This is a genomic window from Listeria floridensis FSL S10-1187, assembly GCF_000525875.1.
GTDB lineage: Bacteria > Bacillota > Bacilli > Lactobacillales > Listeriaceae > Listeria > Listeria floridensis.
This window is the reverse complement of sequence record NZ_AODF01000001.1, coordinates 216,738-232,605: the sequence shown is the minus strand read 5'-3', so window position 1 is coordinate 232,605 and position 15,868 is coordinate 216,738. Positions and strand designations below refer to the sequence as shown.

Here is a 15,868-nt window from a genome sequence, read left to right as displayed (position 1 = left end):
TAGACAATGGAACTTAAAGGTTTGCATCACGTATCAATTTTTACGGAAAATGCACGTAGAAACTTTGATTTTTACACAAAAGTATTAGGACTTCGTTTGGTGAAAAAAACCGTCAATCAAGATGATCCATATACGTATCACCTATATTACGCGGATGAAATTGGCAATCCCGGAACAACCGTAACGTTCTTTGAGGTGCCGAACATGGCAAAAAACAAGCTTGGTCGCAATCAAATCTCAGCGCTCGGCTTACGCGTCCCAAACGATGCGGCACTTGAATACTGGGGTGAACGTCTCGATCAACAACAAGTCTTCCACAGCCCAGTCGAAATCCGCTTTAACCGTAAAACAATGCGCGTCAAAGATCCAGATGGGTTGATGATTCACCTTGTATCTGATGAAAATAACACGGGTGTTCCTGGCGGGCATCCATGGAAAGAAAGCCCAGTTCCCGTTGAGTATGCGATCCAAGGCCTCGGCCCAGTGCGCATCTCGGTATATAAAAAAGAAAAAAACAGATCATATGCTGACAAAAGTACTTGGTTTTAAGGCAGTTGGTGCGTATGAAGAAAATGATAAATTGCTTACTGTTTTCCAAACTGGCGCTGGCGGAACTGGTGCAGAAGTGCATCTTGAAGCGCGTCCTGACCTTGAGGATCATAATCTTGGCGCTGGCGGAATCCATCATGTAGCTTTCCGAGTCGCTGATGATGCAGAAATGATGGAATGGATAGAAAAAATTGCAGATTCCAATTATCCAAACTCCGGGTTCATCGACCGCCATTACTTCCATTCGCTTTACTTCCGCGAATCAAATGGTATCTTGATTGAGCTTGCAACAGATGGTCCTGGATTTAGAACAAACTTTGATGTGGAACACGGCGAATACGTCGAACTTCCTCCAAAGCTTGAACCGCGCCGGGAAGAAATTTTAGAACATTTATCACCACTTGATACAGATAAATAAACATTCATTGATCTGCCGGAAAAGAATATCCGGCAGATTTTTTTATTTGGGATGAAAATGAATGAAAAGAGGCAGATAGCCCCCTTTTAAATTAATCTAAATAATGCTAAAATGGGACGAAATGTTTTTTCTAGGAGGATTTTAGTTGGCGTCAGAAAGTTTGAAAATCTATTTTGTAAGACATGGTAAAACGGAGTGGAACTTAACTGGTCAAATGCAAGGATGGGGAGATTCACCGCTAGTTTCTGAAGGTAAAAATGGCGCAATTGCTGTTGGCGAGGCGCTTAAGAATATTAAATTCAATGCCGCTTATGTTAGTCCAAGCAAACGGACGCAAGACACGGCGCGGTATATTCTTGGACAAAAAAAGGTGCCAATCAAGCTGATGGATGAATTTCGCGAAATGAGCTTTGGCTCATGGGAAGGGCAGTATGTCAGCGATCTTGATGTCGAATTTAAGGAAGCCCGTGCAGCTATGCTGAAAAGTCCGGCGACATTCGACGCGAAGGAAAACGGCGGCGAAACCTATTATCAACTGGAAGAGCGCGTGCGAAAAGGCATCAATGAGATTATTCAAAGCGAGAAAAGAGGCGGCAATGTGCTTGTCGTTTCACACGGTATGACACTGACGCTATTATTATATCTGCTTGGCGGCGGAAAAATGGCTGATCATCGTACGAAAGGAACGCGAATTTTGAATACCAGCATCAGTGTGGTTGAATATAAGGATGGGAATTTTGACGTGCTTGAACTAAATAACACAGATCATCTCGATAAAATTCGTGTTTAAGAAGGTATCATCAGGTACCTTTCTTTTTTGTTGACAAATTAATCAGGTACCTTTATAATGGTTTTTGTAAGGTACCTTTCTATTAGAATTCTTTTTATGGAGGAATGGAAAATGGAAAATCAAGATTTAATGAAACAATTTTTGAAACTCGACAAAATGATGCATCGTTATCAAGGAATGCGAATGCAGCACTTTGGACCGATGGGAAATCCTTATCGCGGACAAGGACGCGTACTTTCGCTTCTTAAAATGCAACCTGAAATTACACAAAAGAAATTAGGATTCTTGCTAGATATGCGGAATCAATCGCTTGGAGAGCTTTTGGCCAAACTCGAAAAGCAAGAGTTGATTACGCGTGAGCCATCAGAAGAAGATCGTCGTGTAATGAACATCAAGCTGACAGATAGCGGGAAAGAGCGTGCCGAAGAAATGGATCATTCGGATAAACATTCTGGCGAGCTGTTTGATGTACTTACGGATGAGGAAAAAGAGCAACTTAGTGGATTGCTTCTAAAGGTGACAGCAAGACTTGAAGAAATTCGTGAAGAAATGATCGCCGAACGTCCAGAACTTGAGGATGTACGCGGCGGAGCTCCATTCGGTTTTGAAGGGGGCGCCCCATTTGGCGGAGGTTTTGGAGGAACTGACTTCCGCGGCGGCAAGCATCCCCATCATCCACATGATCATCGGAATCATCATGGTTTTGGCGGAGGTTACGGCCCGCGAGGAAGGGACTTTTAAGCAAGTAAGTGAAATCAGTACCCATTAGTTTGTTAGGGTGCTGATTTTTTTTGCAAGAATTTACGAATGTTACATGATGGGCGGCGTGAAGATTAATAGGAATATGGAAGTACTGAACAAAGCCGGAAAAGTAATTTCGGGATTGTATGCTACTGGTGAAGTAACAGGCGGACTTCATGGTGAAAATCATATCGGCGGAAATTCTGTTGCTGAGATTATTATTTTTGGTCGTCAGGCGAGGGTTAAATTTGCTGAGTTTGTGAAAGCTGAATAAATTTATTGTAGCGTTCCCTTTTTTTCTAATAAAAGAAGGAGTTTTTCAAGCAGAAAAGTTGAAATAGGCGGTATAAAATTTGTATACTTAAACCACTTTTATAATGGAAAGAAGTGTAGGGAATGCGGCAAAATAATGATTTTGAAGAAATTGTAACGGGGCGGCGCTCAGTGCGTGTTTACGATGAGACGGTTAAAATCTCGAAAGAAGAGATGACGGCGATCTTAGAGGAAGCAGTGCTTGCGCCATCATCGGTAAACTTGCAGCCTTGGCGTTTTGTGGTAGCGGAAAGCGATGAAGCAAAAGCTAAGCTTCGACCATTAATTCGGTTTAATACGCGTCAAAATGATACTTCGGCGGCGATGATTTTAATTTTCGGCGATTTAGAGTGTTATGTGTATGCGGAAGAAATTTATAATCAAGCTTTTTTAAGTGGAAAGATGCCTGAACAAATTAAAAATCAGCAACTAGAAATGATAGTTCCGCTTTATGAGAGTTTAACTAAAAGCGAAATGAGTCAAGTCGTAGCGATTGACGGAAGTCTTGCGGCAATGCAGTTGATGCTTACGGCACGGTCTTACGGATACGATACGAATCCAATCGGCGGCTTTGAGAAAGATAAATTGGCGGAAGCGTTTGGACTAGATCCGAAGCGTTATTTGCCGCTAATGATTGTTTCAATTGGAAAGATGAAGGAACCTGGTTTTGAATCAGTCCGTCTTCCGATTGATAAGATAGCTGAGTGGAAATAGAAAGAAGGGGAATGGGATGTCGCTAATTTCGAGTATTTTAGTGGTGATTGTTGCGCTTGAGCATTTTTATATCATGTATTTGGAAACGATTGTTCCTGCTTCTGCGAAAACAGCGGAGACTTTTAAGGTTTCGCAGGAATTTACGAAAAATAAGACGGTGCAAACGCTACTTAAAAACCAAGGGATTTATAACGCTTTATTCGCTGTAGGATTGCTTTATGCAGTTTTCTTTTCAGTAAATGGATTTGAGATTGCCATTTTGTTCATCAGTTTTATTATAATGGCTGCCATTTATGGAAGCTTGACAAGTACAGCTTCTATTTTATTGAAACAAGGCGGACCAGCCATTTTAGCGCTCATTAGTTTGCTAGTGTTTCATTGAGTTAGCAAAACGAATGTGGTTGTAAGCGTAAAAGACTCTCTTCGATATTCGAAGAGAGTCTTTGTTTGTATAAAAAAGGGGGTATAGAATTTTAGATGCTAGATTTCCATTTTTTTGATAATTCAATTGTGAATTTATTAAGCGATAGAGTATAATAAAAAGGAGGTACTAATCAAACAACGGGAATTGTCAAGCTGTTTATCTGTGACATTAAGGGAAGATGGAAATAGATAAATAGCGGGTTAGTACCTTGAGTTTCTATCAGTAATCCATTCAATAAAATTCAGTGAAAATTCTTTAATAACATCCTTCTTCTACACCTCCTAAAGGAATATTTTAACATATTTTACCAGTGGTGAATGAAATACATCTAATTGGAAGGAAGATTACTAATGCGAGAATTAAACAACGTTGGCAGTCAGCTTAAAATGATTCGCAAGGATATGAATCTAACTGAAAAAGAGCTTTATGCTGGAATTATCTCCCGTGGTCACGTTTATCGAATTGAGAATAATCAACAAGCCTTGTCGTACGAGAAATTAAAGCAAGTCTTAAAGCGGTTAAATATTTCCCTGCAAGAATTTGAATTTCTAAGGCGTGGCAAAGAAGTTGAAATGGTCGATCAAGTCATTTTGGAAAGTTATGCCGCTCGAAGTATAGAAGAGTATGAAGCGATAGTCAAGAAGATAGAAATCTATTTGGATACGGAACAATGTCTTTTTCTGGAACGACTTAGTGGTGTATTCAAATGTAAGGTCGGGCTGAAAAAAAATAGAAATCCCGCAGATTTTGAAGAATTTATTCAAAGTCTTTGGAATGCGATGTCGAGGAAAAGTACTTTTTATTACCGAGATATTCTGTTGTTAATACATATTTTGCCATTTAAAATTAATGGCACGGAACGTATAATAAATGAAGTGCTGAACTCACTTAAGAAGTATGAGCAGTTTGAAGCAGCTCAAATGCTAAAAGTACAAATTTTATTTCATTATGTAATATTTTTGAAATCGGAAGAAAAATTTGATGAAGCTCAAAATTGTGCTTTTCAAATATTGCCGGTTGCGAAAGAGCAAAATCAAGTATTGATTTATTTGGAAATCAAGTATTTGATTGCTGAAATTCATTGGTTTAAAGATGAACGAGAATGTGCTGAAAAAGAAGCTGAACAAGTATTTTTAGCTTTAGATATTCTCGATGAGGAGAACTTGCTTACTGAAAAGAAAAAACAGTGGAGTGATCTAACTTCCTCTTCGAAAATCGGATTCAGAAGATAATAATTTAGTCAGTAAAGTAGGTGCAGTAGAAAAACTGCACCTACTTTGTTGTTTATAAACTATTTTTATATACATATTAGTAAGAAAAAAACAATGAAAATGAGTATTTACATGTTTTTTGTCACAAAATAGATGGAAAAGTCTTTTATTTAGATACAAAGTTTCAATAATTCCTTTTGAAGCTTTGTTACCATGAAAACATCAACACAAAAGTTAGTGTAAGAGCTTATATGGATACATGTTCGTGAAGGGAATGGATAGGGTGAAAAAACATGTGATATTTATAACATTTATTTTCTTAGTTATTGGATCTTGTTTGTGGTTTTCCATGTCAAAACTACTCGCAGAAGATAATCGTACAGATGATTTGATGCTTTCATCGAACTGGGATGGATCAGAACTTGAAATAACTATTTTAGATCATAATGCTGACGATACAAAAGTTCTTCTTTCCGGTGGAAAAGATGCTGAGTACCTTGGAATAAAAGCAGGAAACGGTGTTGTAACAAAAGATTCTGTCAAACAACAGCTTTCAATTGATTGGTTGAGTTCTGGTGAAAAGAAGATCGTTTTGAGGTTTGCACCTTCTGATGTGGTTCATTATTTATTTACAGCGAGTGCAATTCGTGGGGATAAGTTGCTGAGTTCAAAACCTCTTGAAATAATGGTTCCATCATTAGAAAAAATTGCTGATACAGACAATCAGCTACAGTCACGCAAAGCGAATGTAGGAAATAAGCGAACCATTTACTTTGAAAATGAAGAAGTAAATGGATATGGCAGAAGTTATGAACCAATTAAGAGCCACCCAGATACAAAACAACGTGGAATTTTCATGGATGTGTATCCAGGGACAATAAAGAATTCAACTGGAAATGCGGTATATGAGTTTAAGCTTCCTAAAAATGTAGCTCTGGAATCGATATCGAATTGGTCAATCATTTCAGCAGCAGACAGAAAAATTGATGTGTATAGATATTGGCAAACAGATGGCAATGCGGCTTTTCCAGAATATCTCATTTCTCCAAGCGAGTATGAGCTTGTCCTAAATCCAGATACACATAGTTTGACGCTTTCTTTACTAGGGAGTAAATGGAATACTGGGCGTGATCAAGTATTTTTTGAGTTTTATTATACCAGCCCGAGCGAAGAAGACGGCACTGAAACGTGGGAAGTGACAAGGAAGACCAGTAATCAAAAAATAACAGTTAAGGAAACGCTCTTTCAAGATATTCAAATAAATTATCAAGATACCTTTGGCAAAAAAATTGCAGATAGCAAAACACTCTCTTATAGAATCGGTACAAATTATGATATAACTACCGAAAAGAAAAAGATCGTAAACTATTTGTTTAAAGAAATACAGGGGGAAGCTACAGGAATAATGAAGGCAAAGCCGCAATCAGTGACTTTTGTGTATAATCAAATTGCAGCACCAGTCACGATTGAATATGTAGATGAACAAAGAAATCCTATTTTAGCATCAAGTTCAAAATTAGGATATGTCGGTGAGACATATACGAGTAAAGCTATTGATATAGATGGTTGGCGTTTAAAAGAAAAACCCGATAATGCCTCAGGAAACTTCACGAACGTCTCCCAAACAGTTACCTACATCTATGAAAAAGCAGAATTGAAGTTTGATAGTATACCGGCAGATTTGACTTTTGAAGCTGGTATTGTGAGCAACTCAGAAGTTGAGTTAGGGCGGTATCAAGCTGACTGGACAATCAAAATTAAAGATACACGAGTAAACAAAGACTATTGGTATGTAACAGCACGTGAGGCTGTTCCACTTACAAATGCTGCTGGGAGCAAGCTTTCAAACATTATGATTTATAGGGAAAAAGGACAGCCAGACAAGCCACTTACGGCAGAAGAACCAGTGCGAATAGCAAATCAGGGAGCCGAGAAATCCGACTATCAAGATGTAAACTGGTCTGCGAATGAAGGGCTATGGCTCAAAATCCCTCCAGGAATTGTGCAAGCTGGCAGTGAATATACTGGTGTCATTGAATTTAACCTGGTAAATGCACCAGTTTAACCCAAAAAAGCTACTTACAAGAGAGATTCTTGTAAGCAGCTCAAAATTAATTTTTATAAATTTTCACCATTTGATTTAATCACATCTTTGTACCAATAGAAACTTTTCTTTGGAATACGCGTCATTGGATCATCATCAGAAACATCTCGGTCCACATAGACGAAACCATAGCGTTTTTGGTAGCCGTTTAACCAGCTGAGAAGATCTGTGAAGCTCCATGTGCAGTATCCAAGTACTTCTGTGCCGTCGCTGATAGCATCGCGGATTGCCGACACGTGTGTCGCCAAGTAATCAATTCGGTAATCATCATTTACTTCGCCGTTTTCAAGCTTATCGAATTCGCCAAGACCATTCTCGGTGATTAGCACGGGGAGATTATAGCGGCTTGTGATTCGCCGAAGGGCAATTTGAAGGCCTTTCGGATCAATTGTCCAATCCCAGTTTGTAGTCGAAACGAACGGGTTGACTACTTTTTTATAGATACCTGGAACGCCTGTTTCCTTTGCTGTTCCTTTTTTCCCAGTGTTGTTAATTTCGTTACTCATTCCAACGCCGTCAAGCGGATTTGCAGCTACTGTGGCCGATTGATAGTAATTGACGCCCATAAAATCAGGCTTAGCGCGTGCTAAGAGTTCCATATCACCAGGAAGAATTTCTGGTGTAAGTGCGTTTTCTTCTAAGTATTTCATGACAGCACGTGGATAGCGCCCGTAAGCATAAACATCCATCCAGAAGTAGCTGTTCAACTCTTCCGCGTCATCGGCTGCTTGCACATTTTTAGGGTCCGTATCAATCGGATAATGCGGCGTGTAAGCAAAACTTGGTCCAATTTTACCATCCGGAACAAGTTCATGAAAGGCTTCGATTACGCTTGCATTGGCAAGGTTTGCAATGTGATTTACAGCATACATACGCTTCATGTCAGACACTTTCGGCGGATGCAGTGCTTGCCCATAACCCATTCCAACGAAAATGTTTTGCTCGTTCAGAGATACCCAGTATTTCACGCGATCCCCGTAACGCTTGAACAATGTTTTCGCATAATGCGTAAAGTCTTGAATAACTTCGCGGGATTCCCAACCCCCGTATTCATCAAACAAAGCTTGCGGAATATCCCAGTGGTAGATTGTCACAAGCGGTTCAATACCATATTTTAAGAGTTCATCTATTAAATTATCGTAAAATTTAAGCCCTGCTTCGTTTACTTCACCTTTCCCTGTTGGAAAGATACGCGACCAAGCGATCGAAAAGCGGTAAGCCTTTAAACCAGCATCAGCCATGAGTTTAACGTCTTCTTTATAACGATTGTAGTGATCGACTGCAACGTCACCTGTTGTTCCTTTATACGTTGAGCCAGGAATGCGGACATATTCGTCCCAGACAGAAGGTCCTTTGCCGTCTTTATCCCATGCTCCTTCAATTTGATAAGCTGCTGATGCGGAACCCCACAAAAAATCAGCGGGAAAACTTGAGCGAGTCTTGTGTTCCATGATTATCCCTCCTACTTTCAGTTCGAGCTAAAAAAATTTAACTTCTTACTTATAAAGTATAGCCTTTTTTTAGGGCGAAAGTCAAAAATGGAAAAATGATGTTAAAGTTCATCAATTTGTCACACACAAGGGATTTAGCCTCCCTTATAATCAAATAGAGCGATAAAAAAAGGAGGAACTCATTTGGGATTTTTACAATCTTATATAGCTTATTGGAAAAACTACATTAATTTTACAGGAAGATCAACAAGATCGGAGTATTGGTACGTTGTTTTATGGAACATGCTGATTGCAGTAGTCTATTACGTGTTCATGATTTTATTTGGCGTATCAACTGCTTTTGATGCGGCCGCGATGGGAGATGGCGGAGATGCATTAGGCGCTTTATTTGTCGGACCTTTTCTCATCATTAGTTTGATTTTTTGGCTCTATTCGCTGGCAACATTTATCCCGAACTTAAGTTTATTAATTCGCCGTTTTCGTGATACGGGTAAAAGTGTTTGGCTCGTTTTGCTCGGTCTGATTCCGCTAGTTGGTGGACTTATTATTTTAATATTTGTTTGCTTGCCAAGTGAAACAAACCGTTCGCATCAAGATACATATGATTTTTAATCAAAAAAGTGCTGAAATCACGGAGTGATTTCAGCACTTTTGTTTAAGCTTGGTTAAAAATAAATTTCTCAAATGCAGCTGCAACACCATCATTATTATTGGTTTCTGTCACAAAGTCAGCAATATCTTTAAGTTTTTGAATCGCATTTCCCATTGCAACAGCAGTTCCTGCGTACTCAAGCATGGTTACATCATTTTCATGATCTCCAATGCACATCACTTCGGATTGATCAATGTGAAGCAAGTCAGCTAGTTGATGAACCGCATTGCCTTTACTTGCATCGCGATTTAAAATTTCCAAATAAAATGGTGCACTACGTACAAGGTGATATTTATCGTAAAAATCACTTGGCAGTTTTTTGATACCGGCTTCAAGTATGTCTTGCTCATCAATCATCATTGCTTTTGAAACTTTGAAATCGAAAGGTATATTTTGGATTTCTTCAAAAACAAGCGGGCTATTTGTCAAATAAGCTTCGACAACCGTATATTTTCCAATGTTGCGATTAGGAGTATAAAGCGTCTTCTCATCAAAGAAATGCATATGAAGAGAAGCGCGATCAGCGGCTTCAGCAATTTCAACTAGATCCCCTTGCGTTAGTGTCAAATGTGAGACAACTTCTTTGCTGTGAGTATCTTGAACAAGCGCACCATTAAAGCTGATGACATAATCGCCTTCTTCGCGCAGTTTGAGTTCGGATAGATATTGTTCTACCCCGACAAGCGGGCGACCGGTGCAAAGTACTACTTTTACGCCCATTTGCTTCGCTTTTTGAATGGCTTCATTTACTTTCGGTGTGACTTCATGATGGTCATTCAGCAGAGTGCCATCAATATCAATTGCTACTAGTTTAATCATTTACAAGTTCCTCCATCTAAATAACATACACGTTCAGTATAGCACAACACTGCTGAAGATTGAAACTTGGCTCAAAATGTGGCAAACTGAGGATGAAGAAACTTCGAGAAAAGAGTGAAACGATGAAGAAAAGTTATCACGTGAAATTTTTAACGAAAAAAGATGCGGCACTTGCTGAAGAAGTGTGTCAGAAAAGCGAAGACTATTTTTTGATGGAACAAGGGCGTGCGGCTACTCTTGCTGACGCAGAAGGCATTATTTCAGATTTGCCAGAAGGAAAAACGCGGTTTGACAAATTTGTGATCGCTATTCTGGATGACAATGAGGAAGCGATTGGTCTTGTGGACGTGCTTGCAGACTTTCCGCGGAAGGGTCAGTGGATGATTGGACTCTTGTTGCTTGTGCCAGAAGTACGTCAAACTGGGATGGGGCGTGTGTTGCATCAGGTCATCAAAGAATGGGCAGAAGATGGCGGGGCAGACTCGCTTCGGATTGGTGTTTTGAAAGAGAATAGCAATGCTCGTGAATTCTGGGAGCACCTTGGTTATCAGTTTGATTCGGAAAAAGAAACAATTGTCGGAGGGAAAAAGCATCTTGTGGATGTTTTAACGCTCGCTATTTAAACTTCGGACTTTAATACACACAAAAAACGCCTGCTGGATCAAATTCCAGCAGGCGTTTCTTTATTCTTTTTTACCCCATTTGTCTTTTTAATTCTTCGGCTTTATCTTTTACATCTGCCGCGAATTCTTTCGCTTTTCCTGTTGCTTTGTCTTTAAGGCCTTCTGCTTGTTTTTCTTTATCTCCCGTTGCTCCGCCAATGCGATCTTTCGCTTCGCCTTTCAATTGATCAAGTTTGCCTTTATCTTCAGTCATCTGTATCCCTCCTAAAAAATTTACATTAAGATATGATTCTTATGATTGTACCAAACTGTTTAATCTTTCTTCCTTAATCCAATAAAGAATGAAACGATAGCAACCAAGATGATGGCACCGATAATGGATGGGAAAATAGCCATCCCAGCGACATGAGGTCCCCAACTGCCGAAGATTTTTTCGCCAAGCCAAGAACCGATTAAACCAGCTAAAATATTTCCAACCCAACCGAGCGGCAATTTACGGCTGGTGATAGCACCAGCGATAATTCCGATCACGGCTCCTATAATGAGTACCCAAATTAAATGAAGCATAGTATACACCTCCGCTTTATAGTAACAGTATTACCTAAAACGGATATGTTTAAACGTGATTTATGTTACTAATAATTTTATTTTTATTAAAACTTATGATGATTGGTTTGAAAAAAACTGTTTAATTTCTGCAGAAACGTGGGAACGAAGCTGATTGGCATTTAGTTTTTCACCTAGGTCTTCGAGCCAATTTACTTCAATTGCCAAATGTTGAATCGCATTGTCAATAATGAGTGCGGTCACGCTTTCAGGTGGATTCGTGACGGTATCGGCAGCTTGTTCGCGGCTTGAAGCGAGCTCTTTTTTTTACTTTTTCTTTACGTTCATCCAAAAAAGAAAGCAATAGGTCTTTTTCGGCATAATCGACAAATAATAATGCTGGATAAATCGCTTTATAAGATAAAACATCTTTTTTGAAGATCTTGTAAAGCTCCTTTTTAATTTGATCGCGTCCTTTTTCTGTAATCGCATAGACTGTTTTTGTCGGTGTTTTTTCATTTTCAACTACTTGATCGACACGAACGAAACCGCCTTTTTGCAAAGATTCAAAGGCATAATAGATTTTTGCATCGCTAATTTGGAATAAATAGTCCCATTTATAGTGTTTTAAAAATCGTTTAACATCGTAAGGATGGACATTTTTATGGTCAAGTACGCCAAGGATAACTAGTTTTAATGACATAGTGAAGCACCTCTTTCTTAGAACTTGTCTATACTATAACATTTAATAGGAGAAAAAGTTAACGAAAACAAAAGTATATACTTTTGACATTAGATTTCTAAGAAAGTATAATTAAATCAACACATTGTCAGGAGAGGATGAATGAAATGGAAGAGTTGAAATGGGCGGTAGTTGGACCGGGTGAGATTGCGCATCAATTTGCTAGCGCGATGCAGGCAGAAGGAAGAAAAATCGAGGTGGTTGGGGCAAGAAATAAAACTAAGGGTGAAGCTTTCGCGGCCGAATATGGGATTGGCAAAGTTTATGATGACTTTGATGCGCTGTTCGCGGACCCGGAAATTGATGTTGTTTACATATCGACACCGCATTCCAATCACTATGAATTCATGATGAAGGCGTTACAAAATGGCAAGCATGTCATGGCCGAAAAAGCCATCACGGTTAGCTCGGGTGAGCTGAAGGATATTCTTCTTCTTGCTAAAGAAAAAGGTTTAATCGTGATGGAAGCCATGACAATTTTCCACATGCCACTGTACGCGAAATTGAAGGAAATTGCGGAAGAGCGAGAACTTGGCGCGCTGAAAATGATTCAAGTGTCGTTTGGAAGTGCGAAGCCGGCTGATCCGACTAATCGTTTTTTCAGTATGGATCTTGCGGGCGGAGCGTTGCTTGATATCGGAACATATGCCCTTTCGTTTGCACGATTTTTCTTAAATGAGAAGCCGAGTGAGGTACTTTCGACGGCGAAAAAATTTGAGACGGGTGTCGATGAACAATCGGGAATTATTTTGCGAAATGATCAGGATGAAATGGCAGTGGTCAGCCTGACTTTCCGCTCGAAAATGCCAAAACGTGGGATTGTAGCCTATGAAAACGGCTTTATTACGGTTGAAGAGTTTCCTAGGGCGGATCAAGCGACGCTTACATTCACAAACGGCGAAACGGAAGAGATTACGGCTGGAGATACGAAGATGGCCTTGCAATATGAAATCCGTGATATGGAAAAAAGTATTAAGGCGGGGGAGAATCCGCTTAGCGAGTTAACGGAAGATGTGATAGATGTAATGACGCAGGTACGTTCGGAATGGGGCATTAAGTTCCCGTTTGAAACAAAATAAATGAAAAAAGCTTCGCTGGCCGAAAGAGGGCTTGCGAAGCTTTTTTTTGGAAGAACTAGTGATTTTTTGCCTGCTGTTTTTCTAAAGTGATGTCATGCAGGGTACGGCCAAGGGCGAGTAGGTTTCTTGTGGTCATCTTGCGATTGATGAAAATGATATGATCGCTTACGTGATTTGTTATATGTTGTTCTAAAGGAATATTTGTTAACAGGATATCGCTTTTTTCGGGTGAAGTCTCATCTATGAAACGAATGTTGTAGCTATTGCTGTAAATGTTGCAGACTTGTTCACGAATTCTTAGGTAAGCGAGATAAGGCAAATCGGTTGAAATTGTTAGAGTAACGATCGGTTCATAGTAAAGATGTGCGCCGATAAATGCAAATAATAGTGAATACTTGGGAGCTAAATAATCGCTTTTTAGAAAAATATTATTTTTTGTCTGTGTATAGAGTTTAGCAATGAGTTGCTCGATGTTGACTTTTAAACTTGTGATGATAGGAGGCGGCAAGCTCGGATCAAAAGTCACTTCATAATCATAACCATTTATATCTGTAGAGAAATAGTCGAAAACGAATGCGAATAAATGAAAAGAAAAGGCATTTATTAAAAATAATTTCTGTTTGTCCTCAGGAATTGGTTTGATCGTGTGATGGATTTTTTGATAGAGTGCTTCTGTAGCTTGATACACGGAACTATTATTTTTTTTTGTTCTCTAAAAAATTGGTTTGAAGCAGTGGCCAAGTTTGTAAATTTTCGTTTTGAATGATGAGTAAAAGATAAAGGAAAGCAATTTCGCCTGGAGCTGATTGACTGAATGTTGTGGAGAACGGGGCTGTTTTTTTTCTTAAAAAGCAAAAAGGCTTTATTGTTATCTAAGATTTCTGACCAGGCTGGATCAAATTCGACATAACGGTGATTGCGGCGCCGGAGCATTGCAACGGCAAGTTGATACATTAGTTGTCTAGTTTGGAGTGCGGTCAAACGTAAATTTCCTTCTTTGATTAGTGATTTAGCTAGAAACTCAATGTATTGTTCATTTATACCTTCAAACGGCCAGCCTTTTCCGGCATAAATTTTCCATAACGCAGTATTGATAAATAATCGTACTTGGCTTTCTTTTCCTTCAATCGCAGCATTGCTACGCGAAATTTTGATGCCATATGGTTTAATAGCGTCACGAAATTTATTCAATAGGCGGCGGACTGTTGCGTCGCTTATAAAGTGTTCGTATGCGAATTTCTGTGTGGAACCAAAGTTTTCGTTTAAGATGGCTTTGAAAAGCATAAATCCCATGGTTTCTTCAGTTAGAAAGATAAGCAAATTCCGCGGATCAGCGTTAGGGGATTTCGTTTGTAAGCGGATACCTCGGCCTTTAGAAACAATTAACTCTAGTTCGTCTTTCCCAAAAGCATCCATACTTTCAGTGAGTGAACTAATTAATTTTTGCAAAAAAGCAGGTGTGACATCTAACTTTTCTCGCAATTCTTCGGTTGAAAACCAGCGATCTACGGTGCGAAGAATGATGAGCAAATCCCATTCTTTTTTTAATGTGGTATCAAATAACTCAAGTCCAATCTTCATTATGTTTCCCCCTCATCTTGTATTACTTTAGCCATTCTTGTGTAGTAATAAACTTAACGTGCACGAAAAAAAGCGAAAAGCGTCTTATAAAAAAGCGAAATCTGATTAACGAGCAGCTTGAAAATCAAGTAAGATGAGAGCAAGAAAAAGAAAGGACTGGGAAGATGTTCAAAAACTATCGATTATTTGCAAAGCCTGTATATGATGTTAGAAGTGAGAAGATTTTGATGCATGAACTTGTTATCGAAGAGATGCAAGACAGTGAGAATTCGATACAAAAAGATGACGACAGCATGCAAGATTTTTTTGAAGACAACTATTCGGAGTTTATTAATTGGATGCAAAAAGAATTGCTGAAAATTTTGACCAATCAGGTTTATACGAAGGTTGCAATTAACATCCGTTCGAGTCAATTTTTTTATGCAGAGACAATGAAAATGTTTGAAAAACTGAGAATTTTTAATGATAGGGTTATAATTGAAGTTACAGAAGATTTAGTACAGCTGCCAGCGGAGAAAAGTCATTTTACACCAACGGAATTAGATGCGTTTTTATTCGGGAAAATTCGTACTCTCCAAGCTTTTGGTTATGATGTTATGCTGGATGATGTTGGATGCGGGATTAATAGTTTAGAGCGAACGGTCTATTATTTGCCACTTCTTAAAGGTTTTAAAATTTCGCTTGACGCGTTCGAACTACCTGTGTTTGATGCATTTATTGCTGCGTGGAAAAGTTTTGCTGATCAACATAAAAAAATGATGGTTTTAGAGAATGTAAGAGATGAGCTGGATTCTGCTGTTCTTAAAAAGATGGGCATTAACTTGCAGCAGGGTTGCTGGCTCGATGAACTTATAAACAAAAAGGTATCTTAAAAAATTAACGGGAATTGAAAAAGTGAGCATCCTTCCGCGGAAGGATGCTCACTTTTTGTTTAGCCCTGATACTGCTGGAAGGCTTTAAATTTACGTTCGTTGCGCTCCATGGCTTCGAGAGAAAATTCTACGTCTTTTATAATGGTTTGCGGAAAGATCGTGAGCCAATTCTCAATGACTTTTTTCTTTTTTTTAAGAATTGTTTTTCGATAATGGTTCTGGTTAAGATTTTTCTAGGCT

At 39.0% G+C, this 15,868-nt stretch carries 17 protein-coding genes and 2 pseudogenes; 12 read left to right on the top strand and 7 right to left on the bottom strand.

Annotated features, from left to right (window positions below):
* Positions 1-6: 6 nt before the first annotated feature.
* From MFLO_RS01195 to MFLO_RS01160, 8 genes and pseudogenes are all read left to right on the top strand, one after another.
* Positions 7-967 (top strand): annotated as a pseudogene (locus MFLO_RS01195) (ring-cleaving dioxygenase).
* A gap of 145 nt (positions 968-1,112) precedes the next feature.
* A complete protein-coding gene (locus MFLO_RS01190) occupies positions 1,113-1,757 on the top strand; it encodes a histidine phosphatase family protein (protein WP_036095744.1) in 645 nt (214 codons plus the stop codon).
* A gap of 111 nt (positions 1,758-1,868) precedes the next feature.
* Positions 1,869-2,498: a MarR family winged helix-turn-helix transcriptional regulator gene (locus tag MFLO_RS01185; protein WP_077913114.1), complete on the top strand. Its 630-nt coding sequence runs from the start codon at positions 1,869-1,871 to the stop codon at positions 2,496-2,498.
* A 70-nt stretch (positions 2,499-2,568) separates the two neighbouring features.
* A pseudogene (locus MFLO_RS01180) lies at positions 2,569-2,772 on the top strand (FAD-binding protein); the annotation flags it as partial.
* Between the two features lie 122 nt (positions 2,773-2,894).
* On the top strand, positions 2,895-3,524 hold the full coding sequence (locus MFLO_RS01175) for a nitroreductase family protein (RefSeq protein WP_036095740.1): 630 nt from the start codon (positions 2,895-2,897) through the stop codon (positions 3,522-3,524).
* 16 nt (positions 3,525-3,540) lie between these two features.
* The gene (locus tag MFLO_RS01170) at positions 3,541-3,906 is read left to right on the top strand and encodes a DUF1304 domain-containing protein (RefSeq protein ID WP_036095737.1); all 366 of its coding nucleotides are present in this window, start codon (positions 3,541-3,543) and stop codon (positions 3,904-3,906) included.
* A gap of 374 nt (positions 3,907-4,280) precedes the next feature.
* Positions 4,281-5,180 carry a helix-turn-helix domain-containing protein gene (locus MFLO_RS01165; RefSeq protein WP_149022936.1) on the top strand — a complete coding sequence of 300 codons (900 nt, stop codon included), beginning with the start codon at positions 4,281-4,283 and terminating at the stop codon, positions 5,178-5,180.
* Between the two features lie 262 nt (positions 5,181-5,442).
* A complete protein-coding gene (locus tag MFLO_RS01160) occupies positions 5,443-7,224 on the top strand; it encodes a MucBP domain-containing protein (RefSeq protein WP_206538298.1) in 1,782 nt (593 codons plus the stop codon).
* 53 nt (positions 7,225-7,277) lie between these two features.
* Here the strand turns inward: MFLO_RS01160 and MFLO_RS01155 are convergent, their stop codons facing one another.
* Positions 7,278-8,714, bottom strand: coding sequence for a glycoside hydrolase family 1 protein (locus MFLO_RS01155; RefSeq protein WP_036095734.1), 1,437 nt, complete (start codon positions 8,712-8,714; stop codon positions 7,278-7,280).
* A 183-nt stretch (positions 8,715-8,897) separates the two neighbouring features.
* On the opposite strand from MFLO_RS01155, the gene MFLO_RS01150 reads away from it, so the two are divergent.
* Positions 8,898-9,326: a DUF805 domain-containing protein gene (locus MFLO_RS01150; protein WP_036095733.1), complete on the top strand. Its 429-nt coding sequence runs from the start codon at positions 8,898-8,900 to the stop codon at positions 9,324-9,326.
* Positions 9,327-9,369: 43 nt separating this feature from the next.
* Here MFLO_RS01150 and yidA read toward each other — a convergent pair whose 3' ends face one another.
* Complete coding sequence (gene yidA / locus MFLO_RS01145; protein ID WP_036095729.1) at positions 9,370-10,185, bottom strand: sugar-phosphatase; 816 nt, start codon at positions 10,183-10,185, stop codon at positions 9,370-9,372.
* A gap of 122 nt (positions 10,186-10,307) precedes the next feature.
* Here yidA and MFLO_RS01140 point away from each other — a divergent pair, with 122 nt between their 5' ends.
* Positions 10,308-10,808, top strand: coding sequence for a GNAT family N-acetyltransferase (locus tag MFLO_RS01140; protein WP_036096004.1), 501 nt, complete (start codon positions 10,308-10,310; stop codon positions 10,806-10,808).
* A 70-nt stretch (positions 10,809-10,878) separates the two neighbouring features.
* On the opposite strand, the gene MFLO_RS01135 is transcribed toward MFLO_RS01140, so the two are convergent.
* The 3 genes from MFLO_RS01135 to MFLO_RS01125 all read right to left on the bottom strand — a co-directional run bounded on the left by MFLO_RS01135 (position 10,879) and on the right by MFLO_RS01125 (position 12,057).
* Positions 10,879-11,061: a CsbD family protein gene (locus MFLO_RS01135; protein ID WP_036095727.1), complete on the bottom strand. Its 183-nt coding sequence runs from the start codon at positions 11,059-11,061 to the stop codon at positions 10,879-10,881.
* Between the two features lie 59 nt (positions 11,062-11,120).
* Entirely contained in the window at positions 11,121-11,375 is a 255-nt protein-coding gene (locus tag MFLO_RS01130) for a GlsB/YeaQ/YmgE family stress response membrane protein (RefSeq protein WP_036095724.1), read from the bottom strand.
* Between the two features lie 247 nt (positions 11,376-11,622).
* A complete protein-coding gene (locus MFLO_RS01125) occupies positions 11,623-12,057 on the bottom strand; it encodes a PadR family transcriptional regulator (protein ID WP_036095722.1) in 435 nt (144 codons plus the stop codon).
* Between the two features lie 146 nt (positions 12,058-12,203).
* On the opposite strand from MFLO_RS01125, the gene MFLO_RS01120 reads away from it, so the two are divergent.
* Positions 12,204-13,175: a Gfo/Idh/MocA family protein gene (locus MFLO_RS01120; RefSeq protein WP_036095720.1), complete on the top strand. Its 972-nt coding sequence runs from the start codon at positions 12,204-12,206 to the stop codon at positions 13,173-13,175.
* Positions 13,176-13,230: 55 nt separating this feature from the next.
* Here MFLO_RS01120 and MFLO_RS15275 read toward each other — a convergent pair whose 3' ends face one another.
* Entirely contained in the window at positions 13,231-13,701 is a 471-nt protein-coding gene (locus MFLO_RS15275) for a hypothetical protein (RefSeq protein WP_149022935.1), read from the bottom strand.
* Positions 13,702-13,778: 77 nt separating this feature from the next.
* Complete coding sequence (locus tag MFLO_RS01115; RefSeq protein ID WP_036095717.1) at positions 13,779-14,756, bottom strand: helix-turn-helix domain-containing protein; 978 nt, start codon at positions 14,754-14,756, stop codon at positions 13,779-13,781.
* Between the two features lie 164 nt (positions 14,757-14,920).
* On the opposite strand from MFLO_RS01115, the gene MFLO_RS01110 reads away from it, so the two are divergent.
* Positions 14,921-15,628 (top strand): EAL domain-containing protein, encoded by a 708-nt coding sequence (locus tag MFLO_RS01110; RefSeq protein WP_036095715.1) that lies wholly within the window; start codon positions 14,921-14,923, stop codon positions 15,626-15,628.
* The last annotated feature ends 240 nt before the right edge of the window (positions 15,629-15,868 follow it).

What these genes read in the sequence shown, in the direction of transcription:
- MFLO_RS01110 (WP_036095715.1), top strand. Translation starts at nt 14,921, where the DNA reads ATGTTCAAAAACTATCGATTATTTGCAAAGCCTGTATATGATGTTAGA.
- MFLO_RS01155 (WP_036095734.1), bottom strand. Translation starts at nt 8,714, where the DNA reads ATGGAACACAAGACTCGCTCAAGTTTTCCCGCTGATTTTTTGTGGGGT.
- MFLO_RS01185 (WP_077913114.1), top strand. Translation starts at nt 1,869, where the DNA reads ATGGAAAATCAAGATTTAATGAAACAATTTTTGAAACTCGACAAAATG.
- MFLO_RS01115 (WP_036095717.1), bottom strand. Translation starts at nt 14,756, where the DNA reads ATGAAGATTGGACTTGAGTTATTTGATACCACATTAAAAAAAGAATGG.
- MFLO_RS01140 (WP_036096004.1), top strand. Translation starts at nt 10,308, where the DNA reads ATGAAGAAAAGTTATCACGTGAAATTTTTAACGAAAAAAGATGCGGCA.
- MFLO_RS01175 (WP_036095740.1), top strand. Translation starts at nt 2,895, where the DNA reads ATGCGGCAAAATAATGATTTTGAAGAAATTGTAACGGGGCGGCGCTCA.
- MFLO_RS01130 (WP_036095724.1), bottom strand. Translation starts at nt 11,375, where the DNA reads ATGCTTCATTTAATTTGGGTACTCATTATAGGAGCCGTGATCGGAATT.
- MFLO_RS01120 (WP_036095720.1), top strand. Translation starts at nt 12,204, where the DNA reads ATGGAAGAGTTGAAATGGGCGGTAGTTGGACCGGGTGAGATTGCGCAT.
- MFLO_RS01170 (WP_036095737.1), top strand. Translation starts at nt 3,541, where the DNA reads ATGTCGCTAATTTCGAGTATTTTAGTGGTGATTGTTGCGCTTGAGCAT.
- yidA (WP_036095729.1), bottom strand. Translation starts at nt 10,185, where the DNA reads ATGATTAAACTAGTAGCAATTGATATTGATGGCACTCTGCTGAATGAC.
- MFLO_RS01125 (WP_036095722.1), bottom strand. Translation starts at nt 12,057, where the DNA reads ATGTCATTAAAACTAGTTATCCTTGGCGTACTTGACCATAAAAATGTC.
- MFLO_RS01135 (WP_036095727.1), bottom strand. Translation starts at nt 11,061, where the DNA reads ATGACTGAAGATAAAGGCAAACTTGATCAATTGAAAGGCGAAGCGAAA.